The organism is uncultured Capnocytophaga sp. (assembly GCF_963525585.1).
Lineage (GTDB): Bacteria > Bacteroidota > Bacteroidia > Flavobacteriales > Flavobacteriaceae > Capnocytophaga.
The window spans coordinates 61,176-78,333 of the sequence record NZ_CAURLX010000005.1 but is presented as its reverse complement, the minus strand read 5'-3'; the positions used below and the strand labels follow the sequence as shown (position 1 = coordinate 78,333).

Annotated in this window: 13 protein-coding genes; 9 read left to right on the top strand and 4 right to left on the bottom strand. The window is 34.2% G+C overall.

Going from position 1 to position 17,158, the window contains the following annotated elements; genetic code table 11:
• Positions 1–134 precede the first annotated feature (134 nt).
• Both menD and RYK20_RS02570 read right to left on the bottom strand, forming a co-directional pair.
• Positions 135–1,799: a 2-succinyl-5-enolpyruvyl-6-hydroxy-3-cyclohexene-1-carboxylic-acid synthase gene (gene menD, locus RYK20_RS02575; RefSeq protein ID WP_314894309.1), complete on the bottom strand. Its 1,665-nt coding sequence runs from the start codon at positions 1,797–1,799 to the stop codon at positions 135–137.
• 152 nt (positions 1,800–1,951) lie between these two features.
• Positions 1,952–2,653: a DUF4197 domain-containing protein gene (locus RYK20_RS02570; protein WP_297980389.1), complete on the bottom strand. Its 702-nt coding sequence runs from the start codon at positions 2,651–2,653 to the stop codon at positions 1,952–1,954.
• Positions 2,654–2,880: 227 nt separating this feature from the next.
• On the opposite strand from RYK20_RS02570, the gene RYK20_RS02565 reads away from it, so the two are divergent.
• Positions 2,881–4,410, top strand: a complete 1,530-nt coding sequence (locus RYK20_RS02565; RefSeq protein ID WP_297980392.1) for a helicase HerA-like domain-containing protein — start codon at positions 2,881–2,883, stop codon at positions 4,408–4,410.
• 74 nt (positions 4,411–4,484) lie between these two features.
• Positions 4,485–6,017 (top strand): bifunctional phosphoribosylaminoimidazolecarboxamide formyltransferase/IMP cyclohydrolase, encoded by a 1,533-nt coding sequence (gene purH / locus RYK20_RS02560; RefSeq protein ID WP_314894308.1) that lies wholly within the window; start codon positions 4,485–4,487, stop codon positions 6,015–6,017.
• A gap of 55 nt (positions 6,018–6,072) precedes the next feature.
• On the opposite strand, the gene RYK20_RS02555 is transcribed toward purH, so the two are convergent.
• On the bottom strand, positions 6,073–8,637 hold the full coding sequence (locus tag RYK20_RS02555) for an ATP-dependent Clp protease ATP-binding subunit (protein WP_314803200.1): 2,565 nt from the start codon (positions 8,635–8,637) through the stop codon (positions 6,073–6,075).
• Between the two features lie 134 nt (positions 8,638–8,771).
• Positions 8,772–11,399 carry a valine--tRNA ligase gene (locus RYK20_RS02550; RefSeq protein WP_314894307.1) on the bottom strand — a complete coding sequence of 876 codons (2,628 nt, stop codon included), beginning with the start codon at positions 11,397–11,399 and terminating at the stop codon, positions 8,772–8,774.
• 164 nt (positions 11,400–11,563) lie between these two features.
• On the opposite strand from RYK20_RS02550, the gene RYK20_RS02545 reads away from it, so the two are divergent.
• The 7 genes from RYK20_RS02545 to RYK20_RS02515 all read left to right on the top strand — a co-directional run bounded on the left by RYK20_RS02545 (position 11,564) and on the right by RYK20_RS02515 (position 17,156).
• The gene (locus RYK20_RS02545) at positions 11,564–11,941 is read left to right on the top strand and encodes a DUF1573 domain-containing protein (RefSeq protein WP_311455717.1); all 378 of its coding nucleotides are present in this window, start codon (positions 11,564–11,566) and stop codon (positions 11,939–11,941) included.
• Between the two features lie 117 nt (positions 11,942–12,058).
• The gene (gene def, locus RYK20_RS02540; RefSeq protein ID WP_297980407.1) at positions 12,059–12,658 is read left to right on the top strand and encodes a peptide deformylase; all 600 of its coding nucleotides are present in this window, start codon (positions 12,059–12,061) and stop codon (positions 12,656–12,658) included.
• A 6-nt stretch (positions 12,659–12,664) separates the two neighbouring features.
• Positions 12,665–13,078, top strand: coding sequence for a DUF5606 domain-containing protein (locus tag RYK20_RS02535; RefSeq protein ID WP_297980410.1), 414 nt, complete (start codon positions 12,665–12,667; stop codon positions 13,076–13,078).
• Between the two features lie 95 nt (positions 13,079–13,173).
• Complete coding sequence (locus RYK20_RS02530) at positions 13,174–14,097, top strand: hypothetical protein (protein ID WP_314894306.1); 924 nt, start codon at positions 13,174–13,176, stop codon at positions 14,095–14,097.
• A 4-nt stretch (positions 14,098–14,101) separates the two neighbouring features.
• Positions 14,102–14,710, top strand: coding sequence for a dephospho-CoA kinase (coaE, locus tag RYK20_RS02525; protein ID WP_314894304.1), 609 nt, complete (start codon positions 14,102–14,104; stop codon positions 14,708–14,710).
• A 61-nt stretch (positions 14,711–14,771) separates the two neighbouring features.
• The gene (locus RYK20_RS02520) at positions 14,772–16,367 is read left to right on the top strand and encodes a sensor histidine kinase KdpD (RefSeq protein WP_297980418.1); all 1,596 of its coding nucleotides are present in this window, start codon (positions 14,772–14,774) and stop codon (positions 16,365–16,367) included.
• Positions 16,368–16,430: 63 nt separating this feature from the next.
• Entirely contained in the window at positions 16,431–17,156 is a 726-nt protein-coding gene (locus RYK20_RS02515) for a response regulator transcription factor (RefSeq protein ID WP_297980420.1), read from the top strand.
• Positions 17,157–17,158 lie beyond the last annotated feature (2 nt).

The following is a 17,158-nucleotide window of genomic DNA, read 5'->3' as shown; positions in this document are numbered from 1 at the left end:
GTAATAGGGAGAGCATCACAATTAGGACACTGGGTCGCTTGATAGAAAGTTTGATAATATCCATTGTTATATTTTCTAAAACGGGGCAAAGGTAAGGTAAAAAAACTAAATAAACAAAAAAAGTTTCCTGTTTTTTACACTAAAGTATTAAAATAATTTTTCAATACAGTGTCATTGAGCTTTCTTGGGGTAAAAATTTCAAGCAAACAAGGGGTTTCTTTTTTATAAAAAAAACTTTCTAGGAGGGAAGAAATCTCTTCTGTATTCTCAGCTGAAAGATAAGTAAATCCAAACATAGCACATAAGTGCTTAGCTGTAAGATTATGAACTGTCTCTTGAAAAGTCTCAAAGAAAGGAGTTTCTTTGTCTGTGGGTAAAATTCTGAAAATACCTCCTCCAGAATTATTAATTAGGATAATTTTAAAATTTTTTGGAATGTAGTTGCACCACAAAGCATTGCTATTATAAAAGAAACTTAAGTCACCAGTAATCAGCAAGGTAGGTAATTCCTGTACTATACTAGCTCCAATAGCAGTGGAGGTGCTACCATCTATACCACTGGTGCCTCTATTACAGAATATTTGCCAACCAGCTTTAGAATGAAAAAGTTGAGCATAACGAATAGCCGCACTATTACTGATCTGGATATGATAAGGGGTGGGAATATGTGAAAAAATAGCCTCATATACTTTCATATCAGAAAAAGGAATATTTTCCAGATAATTATTTCTCTTTTTTAGTATTTCTTTATACAGAGAAAGCCAAATTTCTTTATAAGAAAAAGTTATAGGAGGAAGTTCTTCTGTAACTTTACTTAAAAAAGTATTGATATCTGTTTTGAAATGATGGGTAAGTGAGAAAAAAGTATCATAACCTACGTGTTCATCTATATAATAATGTACTTTAGGAGGGTATTTTCGTAGAAATTCTTTAATTTTTTTGGAAATAACCATTCCTCCAACCGAAATAAGAACATCAGGTTGTAGGAGTTCTTGTAGATTTCTCTTTTCAATAGGAGTAAGGAAAGTATCAATCATATCAATAAAGGATTCCTCTACAAGGTTGGCTGTATTTTCTGTCAAAACAAGTACAGAAGGATCATTTTTGAGAAAATCTATCCATTTCTGAGCGATAGAATTTGGAGGAAGCACTCCTATAAGTACCATTTTTTTAGGGAAAATCCAATTTTTTATAAATTGATTGATAAAATCATTATTTAGCAAAGGCTCATTGCTAACTCCATTATTATTAGTAAATGTTACAGTGGGAGTATTAATTGTCTTATAAAGAGGCTCTTCAAAAGGTGCATTGATGTGTACAGGTAGGCTTTTGATAGAAGCTGTATTAAGAGCTTCATTTAGCAAATATTCATTATAAGAGCTATCACATTCATTTTCAGAAAGATTAGTATTGTAAGCTGTATGAGAGCTCAAAGCGTTTCGTTGATGAATGGTTTGCCCATCGCCAATATCTATTTTCGAAATAGGACGATCCGCACTAATAACAATCAACGGAATATGACTATAATAGGCTTCACTCACAGCAGGATAGTAATTCAATAGAGCTGAACCAGAAGTACAGACAACAGCCACAGGTTGCCTTAATTGTTGAGCGATTCCAAGAGCAAAAAAGCCCGCACATCGCTCATCTACAATGCTATAGCAAGAAAAAAAGGAATCACTAGCAAAACCAATAGTTAAGGGAGCATTGCGAGAGCCTGGAGAAAGGACAATATGTTGGATATTTTTTGCTTTACAAGCAAGAAGTATCTGTTGTGCTAAGGGAATTTCTGGAAACACGTTGATAGATATAATTAATTTGGTAATAGAAAAATCTGAAGCTAAAAAAATAGCTTTTAAATTTAGTGCAAAGATACAGATTTCTCAATAGAAAAACAAAAATCCCTTCTATAGAATAATAGAAGGGATAATATTTTTAATACTGGGAAAGCTTACTGTTTAGCGAATACTTTTTGGAGAAGAGGGGTGGTTCTAGCTCCAATATTGGTACGTATATCCTCCTCTTTCTGAGCTACTTGCTGGAATAACCCTTCTATGGCTCTCTCAGTTACATAGCTTGTTAAGTCTGGGTTTACTTGATTAACCAAGGGGATAGCATTATATTTACTAATGATACTTTCCCATACTTTATCTGCTCCTACTTTACTAAGGGAAGATTGGATTTTAGGAGAGAAAGCCTCTATTAATGAATTGGTTGTGGTCTTCTTTAGGTACTGGGTGGCAGCGTCTTTTCCTCCTGTAAGGATAGCTGTAGCATCTGAAAAAGAAAGATTTTTTACAGCATTTACAAAGATAGGTTTAGCTTCTATTACAGCATCCTCGGCAGCTCTGTTTAGGAGCTTTACGCCCTCATCAGCAAGGCTTCCTAATCCAATACTTCTAAGGGTTTTATCTACCTTTTGGAGTGGTTCAGGGAAAAGGATTTTGGCTAAGGAATTGCCATAATAGCCATCTTTTTGGCTAAGTAACTCCACTCCTTGAGAAATACCTATCTCTAATGCTTGCTTAAGTCCATTTGAGATATCCAATGAGGAAAGAGCTCCCCCTTGTTGGGTATTGTTCATAATAGTTTGCAAATCAGCACAACTACTTAAGCAAAAGAAACTGCTTACTAATAAAACGATTTTCTTCATTTGTACTCAATTAAAGTTTTTATTATATTGGGATTGAATATGCCTTTTGGGGATAAGTAAATATTCAAAGGGACAAAGATACAAAAACTATAATAATTACAAAACTTTTTTAATGAAGATGATAGAAAATATCTTCGATATATTTGAAAAATATAAAACATGGTTAAAAATATGCTCTTTTAACGGAAAAGGATTATATTTGCACATATTTTAAGTAATCTAATAAGATGAGTCTAGAAAAATTTAAAGAAGCAATACAATTAGGCTATACAGTTAATGGGAAATACATTACTCTAGGAGGAGCAATGTATGAAGGGAAAGTTATCCCAGACTTATTTGTAAATCTACCCTTGAAGAACCTTAATAGGCACGGGCTTATTGCAGGTGCAACAGGAACGGGGAAGACTAAAACATTACAGGCTCTTACTGAGAATCTCTCAAAAGAAGGGGTTCCAACTCTTCTGATGGATTTAAAAGGAGATCTCAGCGGAATTGCTGCTCAAGGGGAAGAAAAATCTTTCATAAAAGAACGTCATTCTCAAATGAACCTTCCTTACCAGCCAGAAGCTTTTCCGGTTGAATTACTTACAATTTCTAAACAAGATGGAGTACGTATGCGTGCTACTGTTTCGGAATTTGGGTCGGTGCTACTTTCCCGAATTTTAGACCTTTCTGATGTGCAGGAAGGAGTGCTTGCTGTTGTGTTCAAGTATTGTGATGATAATCAGTATCCTTTGTTGGATTTGAAAGATCTTAAGAAAGTACTTCAATATGCTACAGAAGAAGGTAAAAGTGAGTTTGAAGCTGAATATGGACGAATTTCATCTTCCTCTACAAGTGCTATTCTAAGAAAAATTGTTGAGCTTGAGAATCAGGGAGCAGAGTTGTTCTTTGGAGAAAGAAGTTTTGAGCCTGAGGATCTTTTACATATTGATGCAAAGGGTAGGGGAGCAGTTAATATTATCCGCTTAACAGATATCCAAGATAGACCAAAAATGTTCTCAACTTTTATGCTTTGCCTACTCGCTGAAATCTATAACACTTTCCCTGAGATAGGAGATGCAGAAAAACCAAAATTAGTTATCTTTATAGATGAAGCACATCTGATATTTAACCAAGCCTCCAAAGCATTACTTAATCAGTTAGAGAATATCGTTAAGCTTATTCGCTCCAAAGGAGTTGGGCTTATTTTCTGTACTCAGAATCCTACTGATATACCAGATGCAGTTCTTTCACAGTTGGGAATGAAGATTCAGCACGCTTTGAGAGCTTTTACTGCAAAAGATAGGCAAGCTATCAAGCTTACAGCTCAGAACTATCCAGAAACTACGTTTTATAATGTACCAGAATACCTTACTTCATTAGGAACGGGGGAAGCTTTTGTTACAGCATTGGATGCTAAAGGACGTCCCACTCCATTAGTGGCAACGATGATGAGAGCTCCTATGAGTCGTATGGATATTCTTTCAGATGAGGAGATAAAGCAAGTTCTTGCAAGTTCTTCATTGAAAAGAAAGTATAATGAGGTAATTGATCGCGAGAGTGCTTATGAGATACTTAATAGTAAGATTGTTAATACTCCTGCTCCAGCTAAAAAAGAACAGAGAACAAAGCAAGAAGTTGAGAATACTTCCTCCTCAGTTCCAAAGACTTCAACTAGAAAAAGTACTGCTCAGAATCCTGTAGTAAAACTTCTGACAAGTGCAACTTTCATTCGAGGAGTTTTTGGTGTTTTAAGTAAGATAATGAAGAAGTAAAGAATATTTTTGTTACCTATCTTAAAAATGTTTACCTTTGTCTTTTATTTTTCAAAACAAAATTCATAATTGTAATGGAACAAAAAAAACGCATTCAATCAGCCTTAGTTTCTGTATTCAGCAAGGAAGGACTAGAACCTATCATCCGAAAAATGAATGAATTAGGAATAATTCTATATTCTACAGGAGGAACAGAAACCTTCATTAAATCCTTAGATATTTCAGTAATACCTGTAGAGGACATAACTCAATATCCCTCCATACTTGGAGGAAGAGTTAAGACACTTCATCCTAAGATATTTGGCGGTATTCTTAACCGACAAGAAAATCCAACCGATCAGGAGCAAATGAAAACCTATGATATTCCTCAAATAGATTTGGTAATTGTAGATTTGTATCCGTTTGAAGAAACTGTTGCTAGTGGTGCTTCTCAGGGGGATATTATTGAGAAAATAGATATAGGAGGAATATCACTTATCCGTGCAGCTGCTAAGAACTTTAGAGATACACTTTGTGTCTCTTCTAAGGAAGAATATTCAGCTCTATTTGAAATTCTTTCTAAGAAAGAAGGAGAAACTACTCTTGAAGAAAGAAAAAGCTTTGCTTTACGTGCTTTTGCTACTTCTTCCAGATATGATACAGCTATTTTCTCTTATTTTAATACTGAAAACACTTCAGAATTACTCCGCATAAGTGAAGATAAAGCACAAATACTTCGTTATGGAGAAAATCCTCATCAGAAGGGTATTTTCTTTGGTGATTTTGAGAAACTTTTTACTAAATTACATGGCAAAGAATTATCCTATAATAATTTATTAGATGTAGATGCTGCAGTGAACCTAATGAGTGAATTTGCTCACGAAGCTCCTACTTTTGCTATTCTAAAGCATAATAATACCTGTGGAATAGCTTCTCGTTCTACCATCTTAGAAGCCTATGAAACAGCTCTTGCTTGTGATCCTGTTTCTGCTTTTGGGGGAATTCTGATTGCCAATAGAACTATAGATAAGGTAACAGCAGAGGCTATTAATCCACTATTCTGTGAAGTAATTATTGCTCCAGATTATGAGAAAGAAGCTATAGAAATCCTTGAGACAAAGAAAAATAGAATTATTTTAAAACAAAAAGATACATTATTACCCAGAACTTCTTTGCGCTCTTGCTTGAATGGTTATCTGTGGCAAGATAAAGACCTTAAGACTGATACTCTTACTGATATCACTTATGTTACTGAAAAACATCCTACTACAGAAGCCTTAGATGATCTTCTTTTTGCTTCTAAAATATGTAAACATACCAAATCAAATACAATTGTATTGGTTAAAAATAAGCAATTACTTGCTTCAGGAACAGGACAAACAAGCCGTGTAGATGCTCTTAAACAAGCAATAGAGAAAGCTAAAGAGTTCAAGTTCTCTTTACAAGGAGCGGTAATGGCAAGTGATGCCTTTTTTCCTTTCCCTGATTGTGTAGAAATAGCTCATAAAGAGGGAATTAAAGATGTAATACAGCCTGGAGGCTCTATTAAGGATAATTTGAGTATTGAATATTGTAACGAACATCAAGTAGCAATGGTTTTTACTGGTATTCGTCATTTTAAGCATTAAAAAATTCTTTTAGAAATAAAAAAAGGCTATTTCATTTTGGAAATAGCCTTTTTATTTATTGGGAATCTTCTACAGAGATATTTTTAATATTACTTACTATAAAAGTTAATTTTTCTTCTTTTTCTGTATAATCTACAGAAATGGTATCTCCTTTTCTAACTTCTGATAGAACTATTTTCTCTGCAATTTCATCTTCTATATAACGCTGAATAGTTCTTCTAAGAGGTCGGGCTCCATATTGCTTGTCATATCCTTTTTCGGCAATAAACTGGATAGCTTTTGGAGAAATCCTTAGAGAATACCCGAGTCCCTTAATACGATCAAGTAATTTCTGGAGCTCTACTTGAACGATTTCTTTGATATTTTCTTTATCAAGTGCATTGAACATCACCACATCATCAATTCTATTAAGAAATTCAGGCGCAAAAACCTTTTTAAGAGCATTTTCTACAGTGGAACGCTCGTGTTCATCAGCTTGAGAAACTTTTGCAGAAGTAGAGAAGCCTACTCCTTGCCCAAATTCTTTCACTTGCCTTGCTCCTATATTAGAAGTCATAATGATGATAGTATTGCGAAAATCTATTTTTCTGCCTAAGCTATCTGTAAGGAATCCATCATCCAATACTTGTAATAACATATTGAATACATCAGGATGAGCTTTTTCTATTTCGTCCAATAGGATAACTGCATAAGGCTTACGGCGTACTTTTTCGGTAAGTTGTCCTCCTTCCTCATGTCCTACATAACCTGGAGGGGCTCCTATGAGGCGAGAAGTTGTGAATTTTTCCATATATTCACTCATGTCTAGCCGGATAAGGGACTCTTCGGAATCAAATAATTCACGAGCCAGTATTTTTGCCAATTCAGTTTTTCCTACTCCTGTTTGTCCAATAAATATAAAAGAGCCTATGGGGCGATTAGGGTCTTTTAGCCCAGTTCTATTTCGTTTGATAGATTTGACAATTTTAGAAATGGCTTCTTCCTGCCCAATGACTTTCTCTTTGATGATATTCTCTAGAGAAGAAAGTTTGCTCATTTCAGACTGTTCCATTCGAGTAATAGGAACCCCACTCATCATAGAAACTACCTGTGCAATATCTTCAAAAGTCACCTCACTACGATGTTGCATAGACTCCTTTTCCCAGAGTTCTTTCTCTTTAGCTAGTTGGAGTTCAAGATTTTTTTCTGTATCTCTGTATTTAGCTGCTTCTTCATAACGAGCTCCGCTGACAGCTTCTGTTTTGGACTGTTGTATCTTTGCAATTTCTTCTTCCAGAGCTTCTATTTTCTTTGATACCTTTATCTGAGAAATATAAATACGAGCTCCTGCTTCATCCATTGCATCAAGAGCTTTATCAGGAAGGAAGCGATCAGTTATATACCGAGAAGTGAGCTTTACACACGCTTCAATAGCCTCAGGAGTATATCTTACGTGATGATGATCTTCATACTTTTCTTTTACATTATTAAGAATTTCAACAGTCTCCTCGTAATTGGTTGGTTCGATAATTACTTTCTGAAAACGACGCTCCAGAGCACCATCTTTTTCGATAGAGTCTCTATATTCATTCATTGTGGTAGCACCAATACATTGGATTTCTCCACGAGCTAGAGCAGGCTTGAACATATTGGAAGCGTCTAAGCTACCCGATGCACTCCCAGCACCTACTAATGTATGTATTTCATCAATAAAGAGAATGACATCTTTATTTTTTTCAAGCTCATTCATAATGGCTTTCATTCGTTCTTCGAACTGACCTCGGTACTTAGTCCCAGCTACTAATGAGCCTAAATCAAGAGTTACTACTCGTTTGTTGAATAAAGTGCGTGATACTTTTCTTTGGATAATACGTAAGGCAAGTCCTTCAGCTACAGCACTTTTTCCCACTCCTGGCTCCCCAATTAATAGGGGATTATTTTTCTTTCTTCGGCTGAGAATTTGGGAAACTCGCTCTATTTCCTTAAAGCGTCCTACCACAGGATCAAGCTTTCCTTCTCGAGCCATTGTTGTTAAATCTCTCCCAAAACTATCTAAAACAGGAGTCTTTGTCTTCTGATTAGAATTACTCTTGGGAGTTGGAGGAGGTGACAAAAAGTCAGGGTTAGCATCTTCTTCGTCATCATCATAAGTAGAAGCGTCTAGGAAAGCGCGTTCATCATGTTTTTTTTCATTATTGATAATTTCAAATTGTTGCCTAACATTCTCATAATTGATCTTTTCCTGATTTAGTGTTTTAGTAGTAGGATCATTTTCATTTCGTAAAATACCCAAAAGTAAATGACCTGTATTTATCTCACTATTACGGAATCTTTTTTGCTCTAAAGCGGTGGTTTTCAAAGCGTTTTCAGCAGGTAAAGTCAAAGGAATGCTTTGTTCCATCTGCTTCGGCGAAATATTAGAATGAGAATTAATAGATTTGGCAAGGTTCTCTATCTTTTTCTGTAAAACAGGAAAGTCTATATGTAATTCTTTCAGTATTTCTATGGCATCTCCTTCTGTTTCTTTAAGAATACCCAATAACAGATGCTCAGTACCTACAATACTGTGCTTCAATCGGATAGCCTCTTGTTTACCTGTGTTAATTACATTTTTTACTCTATGTGAAAAATTATCATTCATAAATATTGTATCCTTTCTTTTAGGGGGCTAAATTATAAATTTCTATTCATACGGCAAAAATAATGCCATTGAATTTTTGTCAGTTAATAATTTTAGCAGTCTAGAATTTATTTGTTAAAAAATATATGTGGTTTCTATCGTAATTTTTTGAGACTTTGAGTAAGAGTTTCTATTTTGGCTAAGGTATCACTCTCTTTTTTACGCTCATTTTCTACTACTTGTGCAGGTGCAGAATTAACAAATTTTTCATTAGAAAGCTTTGCCCGAACAGATTTCAAGAAACCTTCTGCATAATGAAGTTCTGTTTCTAGCTTTTTGATTTCTTCCTCTACATTTATCTTGTCTAAAATAGGAATAAAGTATTCATTGGCTTTTACTCGGAAAGAAATAGCTCCTTCAGTAGCCTTTTCCACATAGGAAATAGCTGATACATTGCCTAATTTTTCGATAATACTGTTCCACTTAGTAGTAAAATGCTCATTATCTATTATGGATAAGCTAATTTCTTCTTTAAAAGGAATATTTTTCTCTTTACGGATAGTACGTATTCCTGAAATTACCTCCTTAATAAATTCAAATTCATCTAAAATACTTTCATCAAAAGGTTTTTCTTTCGGATAATTTGCTACAATGAGTGCCTCTTGTGGTGTTCTTGAGGAAATTTGTTGCCATATTTCTTCAGTAACAAAAGGCATAAAAGGATGTAATAATTTTAAGCAGTCCTCAAAAAGCCTAATAACTTCGTTATACGTTTTGGAATCAATAGGAGAACCAAAAGCAGGCTTTATCATCTCCAAGAGCCAAGAGCAAAAATCATCCCACACAAGCTTATAAATCTTCATAAGAGCATCAGAGATACGATATTTACTGAAATCATCTTCTGTTTCAGAAAGTATTTTCTGGAATTTGGCTTCAAAGAACTCAATAGCTATTTTAGCCGATTCAGGTTGAGGAATATCTACAGTATTAAATCCTTTAATGAGTCGGAAAGCATTCCATATTTTATTAGCAAATCCGCTACCTTGTTGGCATAGCGCTTCATCAAAGAGAAGGTCATTACCAGCCGAAGAAGATAGAAGCAAACCTACACGAACTCCGTCTGCTCCAAAATCTTTAATAAGCTTCAACGCATCAGGAGAATTTCCTAAGGATTTTGACATTTTTCGTCGGAGTTTATCTCTCACCAATCCTGTAAGATACACATTTGAGAAAGGTTTTTCTCCGTTAAATTCATACCCTGCAATAATCATACGGGCTACCCAAAAGAAAAGAATATCAGGGCCTGTAACCAAATCTTGAGTAGGATAGTAATATTTGTACTCTTTATTTTCAGGTTCTAAGATTCCATTGAATACGCTCATAGGCCATAACCAAGAAGAGAACCAAGTATCTAAGGCATCTTCATCTTGCTTAAGGTCGGCTAAGGTTAGCTGTAATTCAGGAGCTTTTTGTTGAGCTAAAAGAAGAGCTTTTTCCTTAGTTTCAGCTACTACAAAATCCTTATTTTCGCCAAAATAATAAGCAGGAATTTGTTGCCCCCACCATAATTGTCGAGAAATATTCCAATCTCGAACATTTTCTAGCCAATGGCGATAAGTATTTTCAAATTTTTTAGGGTATAATTTTATTTCTTCTGATTCTAAAACTGCTTTAAGCGCAGGCTTTACGAGTTCTTCCATTTTAAGAAACCATTGGTCAAGAGGGCGTTGCTCTACAACGGCTCCTGTTCTTTCGGAAGTACCTATATTATTAACATAATCTTCTGTTTTGAGTAGAAGACTTTTCTCTTCCAGTTCTTTTACAATCTCTTTTCTTACAATAAAACGATCTTTCGCCTCATAATGTAAGCCGTAACTATTAAGCTTTCCTTCGTCTGTAAAAGTATCAATGATAGGAAGCTGATGTTTCAAACCAATTTCATAGTCATTGATATCGTGAGCAGGCGTAATTTTCAAAGCTCCTGTACCGAATTCAATATCTACATATTCATCTTCGATGATAGGAACTACACGACCCACAACAGGAACAATTACTTTTTTGCCTCGCAAATGTTTATAACGCTCATCATTAGGATTTATACAAACGGCTACGTCTCCAAAAATAGTTTCAGGGCGAGTAGTTGCTACAGTAAGATATTCCTCAGAATTTTCAACTTTATATATAAGGTAAAAAAGTTTTCCGTTTTGTTCTTTATAGATTACTTCCTCATCAGAAAGAGTGGTTTTAGCCTGTGGGTCCCAATTAACCATACGATACCCTCGGTAGATAAGTCCTTTGTTATACAAATCTACAAAAACCTTAATAACAGACTGATACAAATCATCATCCATTGTGAATTTGGTACGTTTCCAATCACAAGAGCAACCTAATTTTTTGAGTTGTTCAAGAATAACACCACCGTATTGATGCGTCCATTCCCAAGCGTGTTGCAGGAATTCCTCTCGAGAAAGGTCTTTCTTATCAATTCCTTGCTCTTTTAGTTTGGCAACTACCTTTGCTTCAGTAGCAATAGAAGCGTGGTCAGTACCAGGCACCCAACAAGCATTGAACCCTTTGAGCCTAGCTCTTCGGATAAGAACATCTTGAATAGTATTATTTAACATATGTCCCATATGAAGAATACCTGTTACGTTAGGAGGGGGTATTACAATAGTGTAAGGTGTTCTTTCATCGGGAGTTGAACTAAAAAAATCATTTTCTAACCAATAAGTATACCACTTATTTTCGAAGTCCTCGGGAGAATATTTTGCTGTAATTTCCATTTTTGGCACAGTGTTTGATTATAAAGATGTGTTATTCAATAAATAGGGGACAAAGTTATAAAAAAAATATTATATTTACTTTGTTTTTGAAAAAAAGTATTGTAATTTTGCCCCATCATTTAATGAAGAAACTAAATAGTAATTATAATTAAATTTTTAGAACAATGAAAAAAATTTTATTTTTTCTACTTGCTGTAACATTTGGATTTGTTGCACAAGCTCAAAACAAAGCTGAAATCAAGTTCGTTACTGAAGAAATTGATTATGGAACAATCAAACAGGGTTCAGACGGAATGAGAGTATTCGAATTCAAGAATACAGGGAAGGCTCCTCTAGTAATCTCAGGAGCAAGCTCAAGCTGTGGCTGTACAGTTCCTTCTTGGCCTAAAGAACCTATTGCTCCAGGAGCTACAGGGAAAATCCAAGTAAGCTATGATACTCAGCGTGTAGGAGCAATTGCCAAAACTATTATGGTAACTTCTAACGCTACCGATACTCCTAATGTAGCACTTAGGATTAAAGGAAAAGTAGAACCTAAATAAGAATTAAACATTGAATTTTTGAAAGGGCTATCTCATAAGATAGTCCTTTTTTTGTGAAAAAAATATAGATAATTCGAATAAAATAACTATCTTTGCGACCTAAAAAAGGATATAGTTATGATATTACCTATTGTAGCCTACGGAGATCCTGTGCTCAGGAAGGTATGTGATCCTATTACTCAGGATTATACAGGACTCACTAAGCTTATTGAGGATATGTTTCAGACAATGTATCAAAGCAATGGAGTAGGGATAGCAGCACCTCAAGTAGGACTTCCTATTCGCCTTTTCCTTGTAGATACAGAACCATTCTCTGAAAATGATGACCTTACTAATGAAGAAAGAGAATATCTCAAGACTTTTAAACGTACATTTATTAATGCTAGAATAATAGAAGAACAAGGTGATTCTTGGGTTTTTAATGAAGGATGCCTAAGTATTCCTGGAGTAAATGAAGATGTTTCTAGACTTTCTACAATCATTATAGAATATCAGGATGAGAATTTTAATACTCACCGAGAGACCTTTTCAGGATTAGTGGCTCGTGTTATTCAACACGAATATGACCATATAGAGGGAATATTATTCACAGATCATTTGTCTTCATTTAAGAAGCAATTACTTAAAAATAAGCTCAATAATATAAGTAATGGTAAAGTAAATGTTCGTTATAGAATGCGTTTTTCTGAAATCAATAAAAAAGGATTAAAAAAATAGAAATAAATGAAATTAAATCAGATATTAACTATCTCAGGTATGCCAGGATTGTATCAGTTACAATCACGCACAAGGTCAGGATTTTTGGCACTTTCTCTTCTTGATGGGAAGCGTATTAGTATAGGACTTCGTAATAATGTGAGTCTTCTATCGGAAATAGCTATTTATACACTACAGGAGGAAAGACCCTTAGAAGAGGTTTTTAAGGCAATAAAAGAAAAAGAAAATGGGCAAAAAACTACAATCTCTCATAAGGCAACAAATGAAGAGCTGGAGGCTTATTTCTTCTCTGTAATACCTGATTATGATGAAGATAGAGTGTATCCTAGTGATATTAAGAAAATTATACAATGGTATAACTTATTGATAGATAAGGGATTTTTAGAAGAAACCTCTGAAGAAGAGGCGCAGGCAGAATAGACATATATTAATTTTAAATATAATGATGAGAGCACTTTGTAAGGATTTATAATAAACTTTACAAAGTGCTCCTTGTGTAAAACAGATTTATTCCAATGAGATTAATAGGAATTTTTAGAGGAAAAGGTTTAGGGATTACATTCTGTATTCTCTTGGCAGCACTTGCGTGGTTTATAGGGAATCTGTCACAGAAAAACACCCAACAATATAGAGTAAAAATTCTATATAAGGATTTACCTTCTGAAAAGTTCATAACGCCTCAATCTACTTCCTATCTTAATGTAGAACTAGAAGGAATAGGCTTCTCATTATTCAAATATGCATTTTCTCATCATACAATTACATTATCTTTTAATGAACTGAAAAAAGTAAAGAAAAGTAAGTATATTCTTGATAACGCTCTTATTTCTCAAATTAATAGACAAAATTATCCAGATGTAAGTCTCTCAATAATAGAACCCGATACTCTAACTATTGAATTTCAGAAAACAAAACAGAAAAAAATCCCTGTTAAAATCCAATTTGATATTCCTTTGGTTGAGGATTATAGGATTGATTCTTATCAGATATTTCCTGATTCGGTGATAGTTGCGGGTTTAGAGAATGATTTAGATACAATTACTGGACTTTATTTAAGAAAAAAAGAAAATAAAACTGTAATGAGATCTTTTGCAGGAGAAATTCCAATAAATAATACGAATAAAATTCATTATAATACTTCGAAAATAGATTATTCTGTACAGATAAAACGTGTAACAGAGGTAAGAACCAAGACTAAAGTTCAACTCTTACACGCTCCTCTATCAGCTGAAGTAAAATTATTTCCTGAGGAAGTAACTATCTTAGTTTCAGGAAATATAGAAGATATAAGCCAATTAAAATCAACAGATATAACAGTGATAGCTGATTATAATAAAAAAAAGAATGGGGTAATGCCTTTATCTATCCATAAAAAGCCTTCTTCACTGAAGGTAACTCTTCCAGAGGAAAATCAAGTAGAATATTTAGTAGAACATTAAGGATATGTCAGTAACAGTGGGTCTTACAGGAGGAATTGGTAGCGGGAAGACACTAATAGCCAATCTCTTTGCACAAACGTTTTCAATTCCTATTTATATTGCCGATCAAGCTTCCAAAGAGCTAATTTCTCAGAATCTTCTCATACAGGAACAAATAAAGATTCTTCTAGGAGAAGAATCCTTCAATGAAGGAATCTACAATACAACATTTGTGGCTAAGGTTGTCTTCTCTGATAAGAAAAAATTAGAACAACTTAATGCTATCATTCATCCTTATGTACAAGAAAATTTTCTACAATGGAAGCTCCAGCAAGTAGCTCCTTATGTAATTAAGGAATCGGCAATTCTATTTGAGAGTGGCTCTTACAAAGATTGTGATTATATTATCACAGTTACTGCTCCTATTGAGGAACGAATAAGAAGAGTGATGTTTCGTGATAAAATTGACAGAGAAACCATAGAAAAAAGAATAAAAAATCAATGGGAGGAGCAAAAAAAGATAGAATTATCAACGTTTGTTATTGAAAATAATGAAATAGATAAAAATTTAGATAAAATCCAGAAAGTACATTTTAAAATAATGAAAATGATAGATGAAAACGCAATAAATTAACCTAAAAGTTAAACGTTGTTAAAAATAATTAGCATTAAAAAATAAATTATAATTTTGCCTAATGAATAAGAAAAGTTATATAGTTACTTTAATTCTGATGCCTTTGGCACTAATAGGGCTTATTTCTATTCAGGTTTACTGGGTGAATAGCTCTATAAATAATAAAGAAGAGGCTTTTACTCATTCAGTACAACAAACGCTTAATTCCGTAGCTGAACTAGTAGAACTTAGGGAAATCAACAGATATATGACTAGGTTCATTGAGCTAAAAGGAAAAGATAGTTTAGGTTCTTTGAAATCCTCACAAATCCGTGATTTGGTTTTCGTTCAAGAAGATAAAAAAACAAAAGAGACCTTTACCTATAAGCATCAGGTGCTTGAGGAGGGTTATAAGGTACCCTCTGAGTTATTCAATCTTCCCAAGGGAGATACCACACAGATACGTAATTATGTAAGTAAGCAGACTTCTCGTACTTTTGGATCTAATAAAGGAATTGATGGGCAACCCTTTAATAATACAACTATTAAGGAAAAAACAGGGCGTATTACTTCCTTTGATAAAGCTATGTTTGAGGAGCTTTTCCGAGAAATCTCAGTGAAACTTTCTATAGAAGACAGGATAACTACCTCACAATTAAATTCTCTGATAGAAAGAGAACTTAAGAATAGAGGGCTTAATATAGATTTCGAGTTTGCAGTATATGATAAGTCTTTGCCTAGTGATAAGCAGAGAACCTCAGTAAGTTCGCTTAAGTTCAATCCTAAGATGAACAATATATATACAATTCCTTTACTTAGGAATCAAGAAGGGGCTTCTCATTATGAACTGGAAGTACAGTTTCCGGATCGCCAGCGCTACTTATTGTCCTCTGTAATTATGATGGCTATATGGGTGCTTATTTTTACCTCGGTAATTGTATGGGCTTTCGCTAAAACGTTAATTCAGCTTAGGACACAGAAGCAAATTTCTGAAATTAAGACAGATTTCATTAATAATATGACTCACGAGTTCAAGACTCCTATTGCAACAATCAATTTGGCTCTTGATGCGATGAAGAACCCACAAGTGATGCAGGATTATGATAAGATGTCTTTTTATATTAAGATGTTACGTGATGAGAATAAGCGGATGCACGCACACGTGGAGAATGTACTTCAGATTTCTAAATTGGATAGAAATCAAGTAGAGATAGAAAAAGAACCATTAGATGCTCACGAACTAATAGATAATGCAGTAGCACACGTACAGCTTCTGATAGATGATAGAAAGGGAAGGATTAAGAAGCATTTACAGGCTGAGAACTCGGATATTTTAGCTAACGAGATGCATTTTACCAATGTAATTGTCAATATTTTAGAGAATGCCATCAAGTATTCTCCTGAAGCACCTGAGATTGATGTATTTACAGAAGTTGCTCATAATAAGCTGGTTATTCGTATACAGGATAAGGGACAAGGAATGAGTAAGGCTGTCCTAAAGAAAGTATTTGAAAAATTTTATAGGGAACACACGGGTGATTTACATAATGTAAAAGGACACGGATTGGGGCTTGCTTATGTGAAAAGGATAGTGAAGTACCACGATGGAGAGGTATATGCAGAAAGTGAAAAAGGAAAAGGAAGTACCTTTTTTATAAAAATTCCTCTTATTATTTAAGAAAATGGTATAGATTTTGCAAATAAAACGTATAAAAAAATATTAATTTAAAAATGTTGAATTATGGAAGCAGTTAATAAAAAAATTCTTCTAGTAGAAGATGATCCTAACTTTGGAACTGTACTAAAAGACTATTTGTCTATGAGTGGCTTTGATGTTACTCTTGCTAAGAATGGAATGGAAGGCTTTGATAAGTTTCGTAAAGACCCTTATGATATGTGCATATTAGATGTAATGATGCCTTATAAGGATGGTTTTACTCTTGCCAAAGAAATTCGTGAGAAGAATGAGAAAGTGCCTATTATTTTCTTAACTGCACGTACTATGCGTGAAGATGTTATTAAAGGATACAAATCAGGAGCTGACGACTATCTTAATAAGCCTTTTGATTCAGAAGTATTGCTAATGAAAATTCGAGCAATGCTCCAAAGAAAATCTATCGATACAGTAATTGATAGCAAAAAATTCGAATTCCAAATAGGTGATTTCTTTCTCAATTCTAAGCTTCGTTTCCTTCGTTACAAAGATGAAGAACCTTTTAAGCTTTCTCCAAAGGAAAACGAACTCTTGCGTTTGCTTGCTTTGCACGAGAATGACTTAATGCCTCGTGAATTAGCCTTGAATAAGATATGGAAAGATGATAACTATTTCACTTCTCGTAGTATGGATGTGTATATTGCCAAACTTCGTAAATATCTTAAGAAAGATGAGAATGTAGAAATTGTAAATATACACGGGGAAGGATTCCGACTATTAACAGGAAAAGAAGAGGAAGAAGAAAATATTTAAAA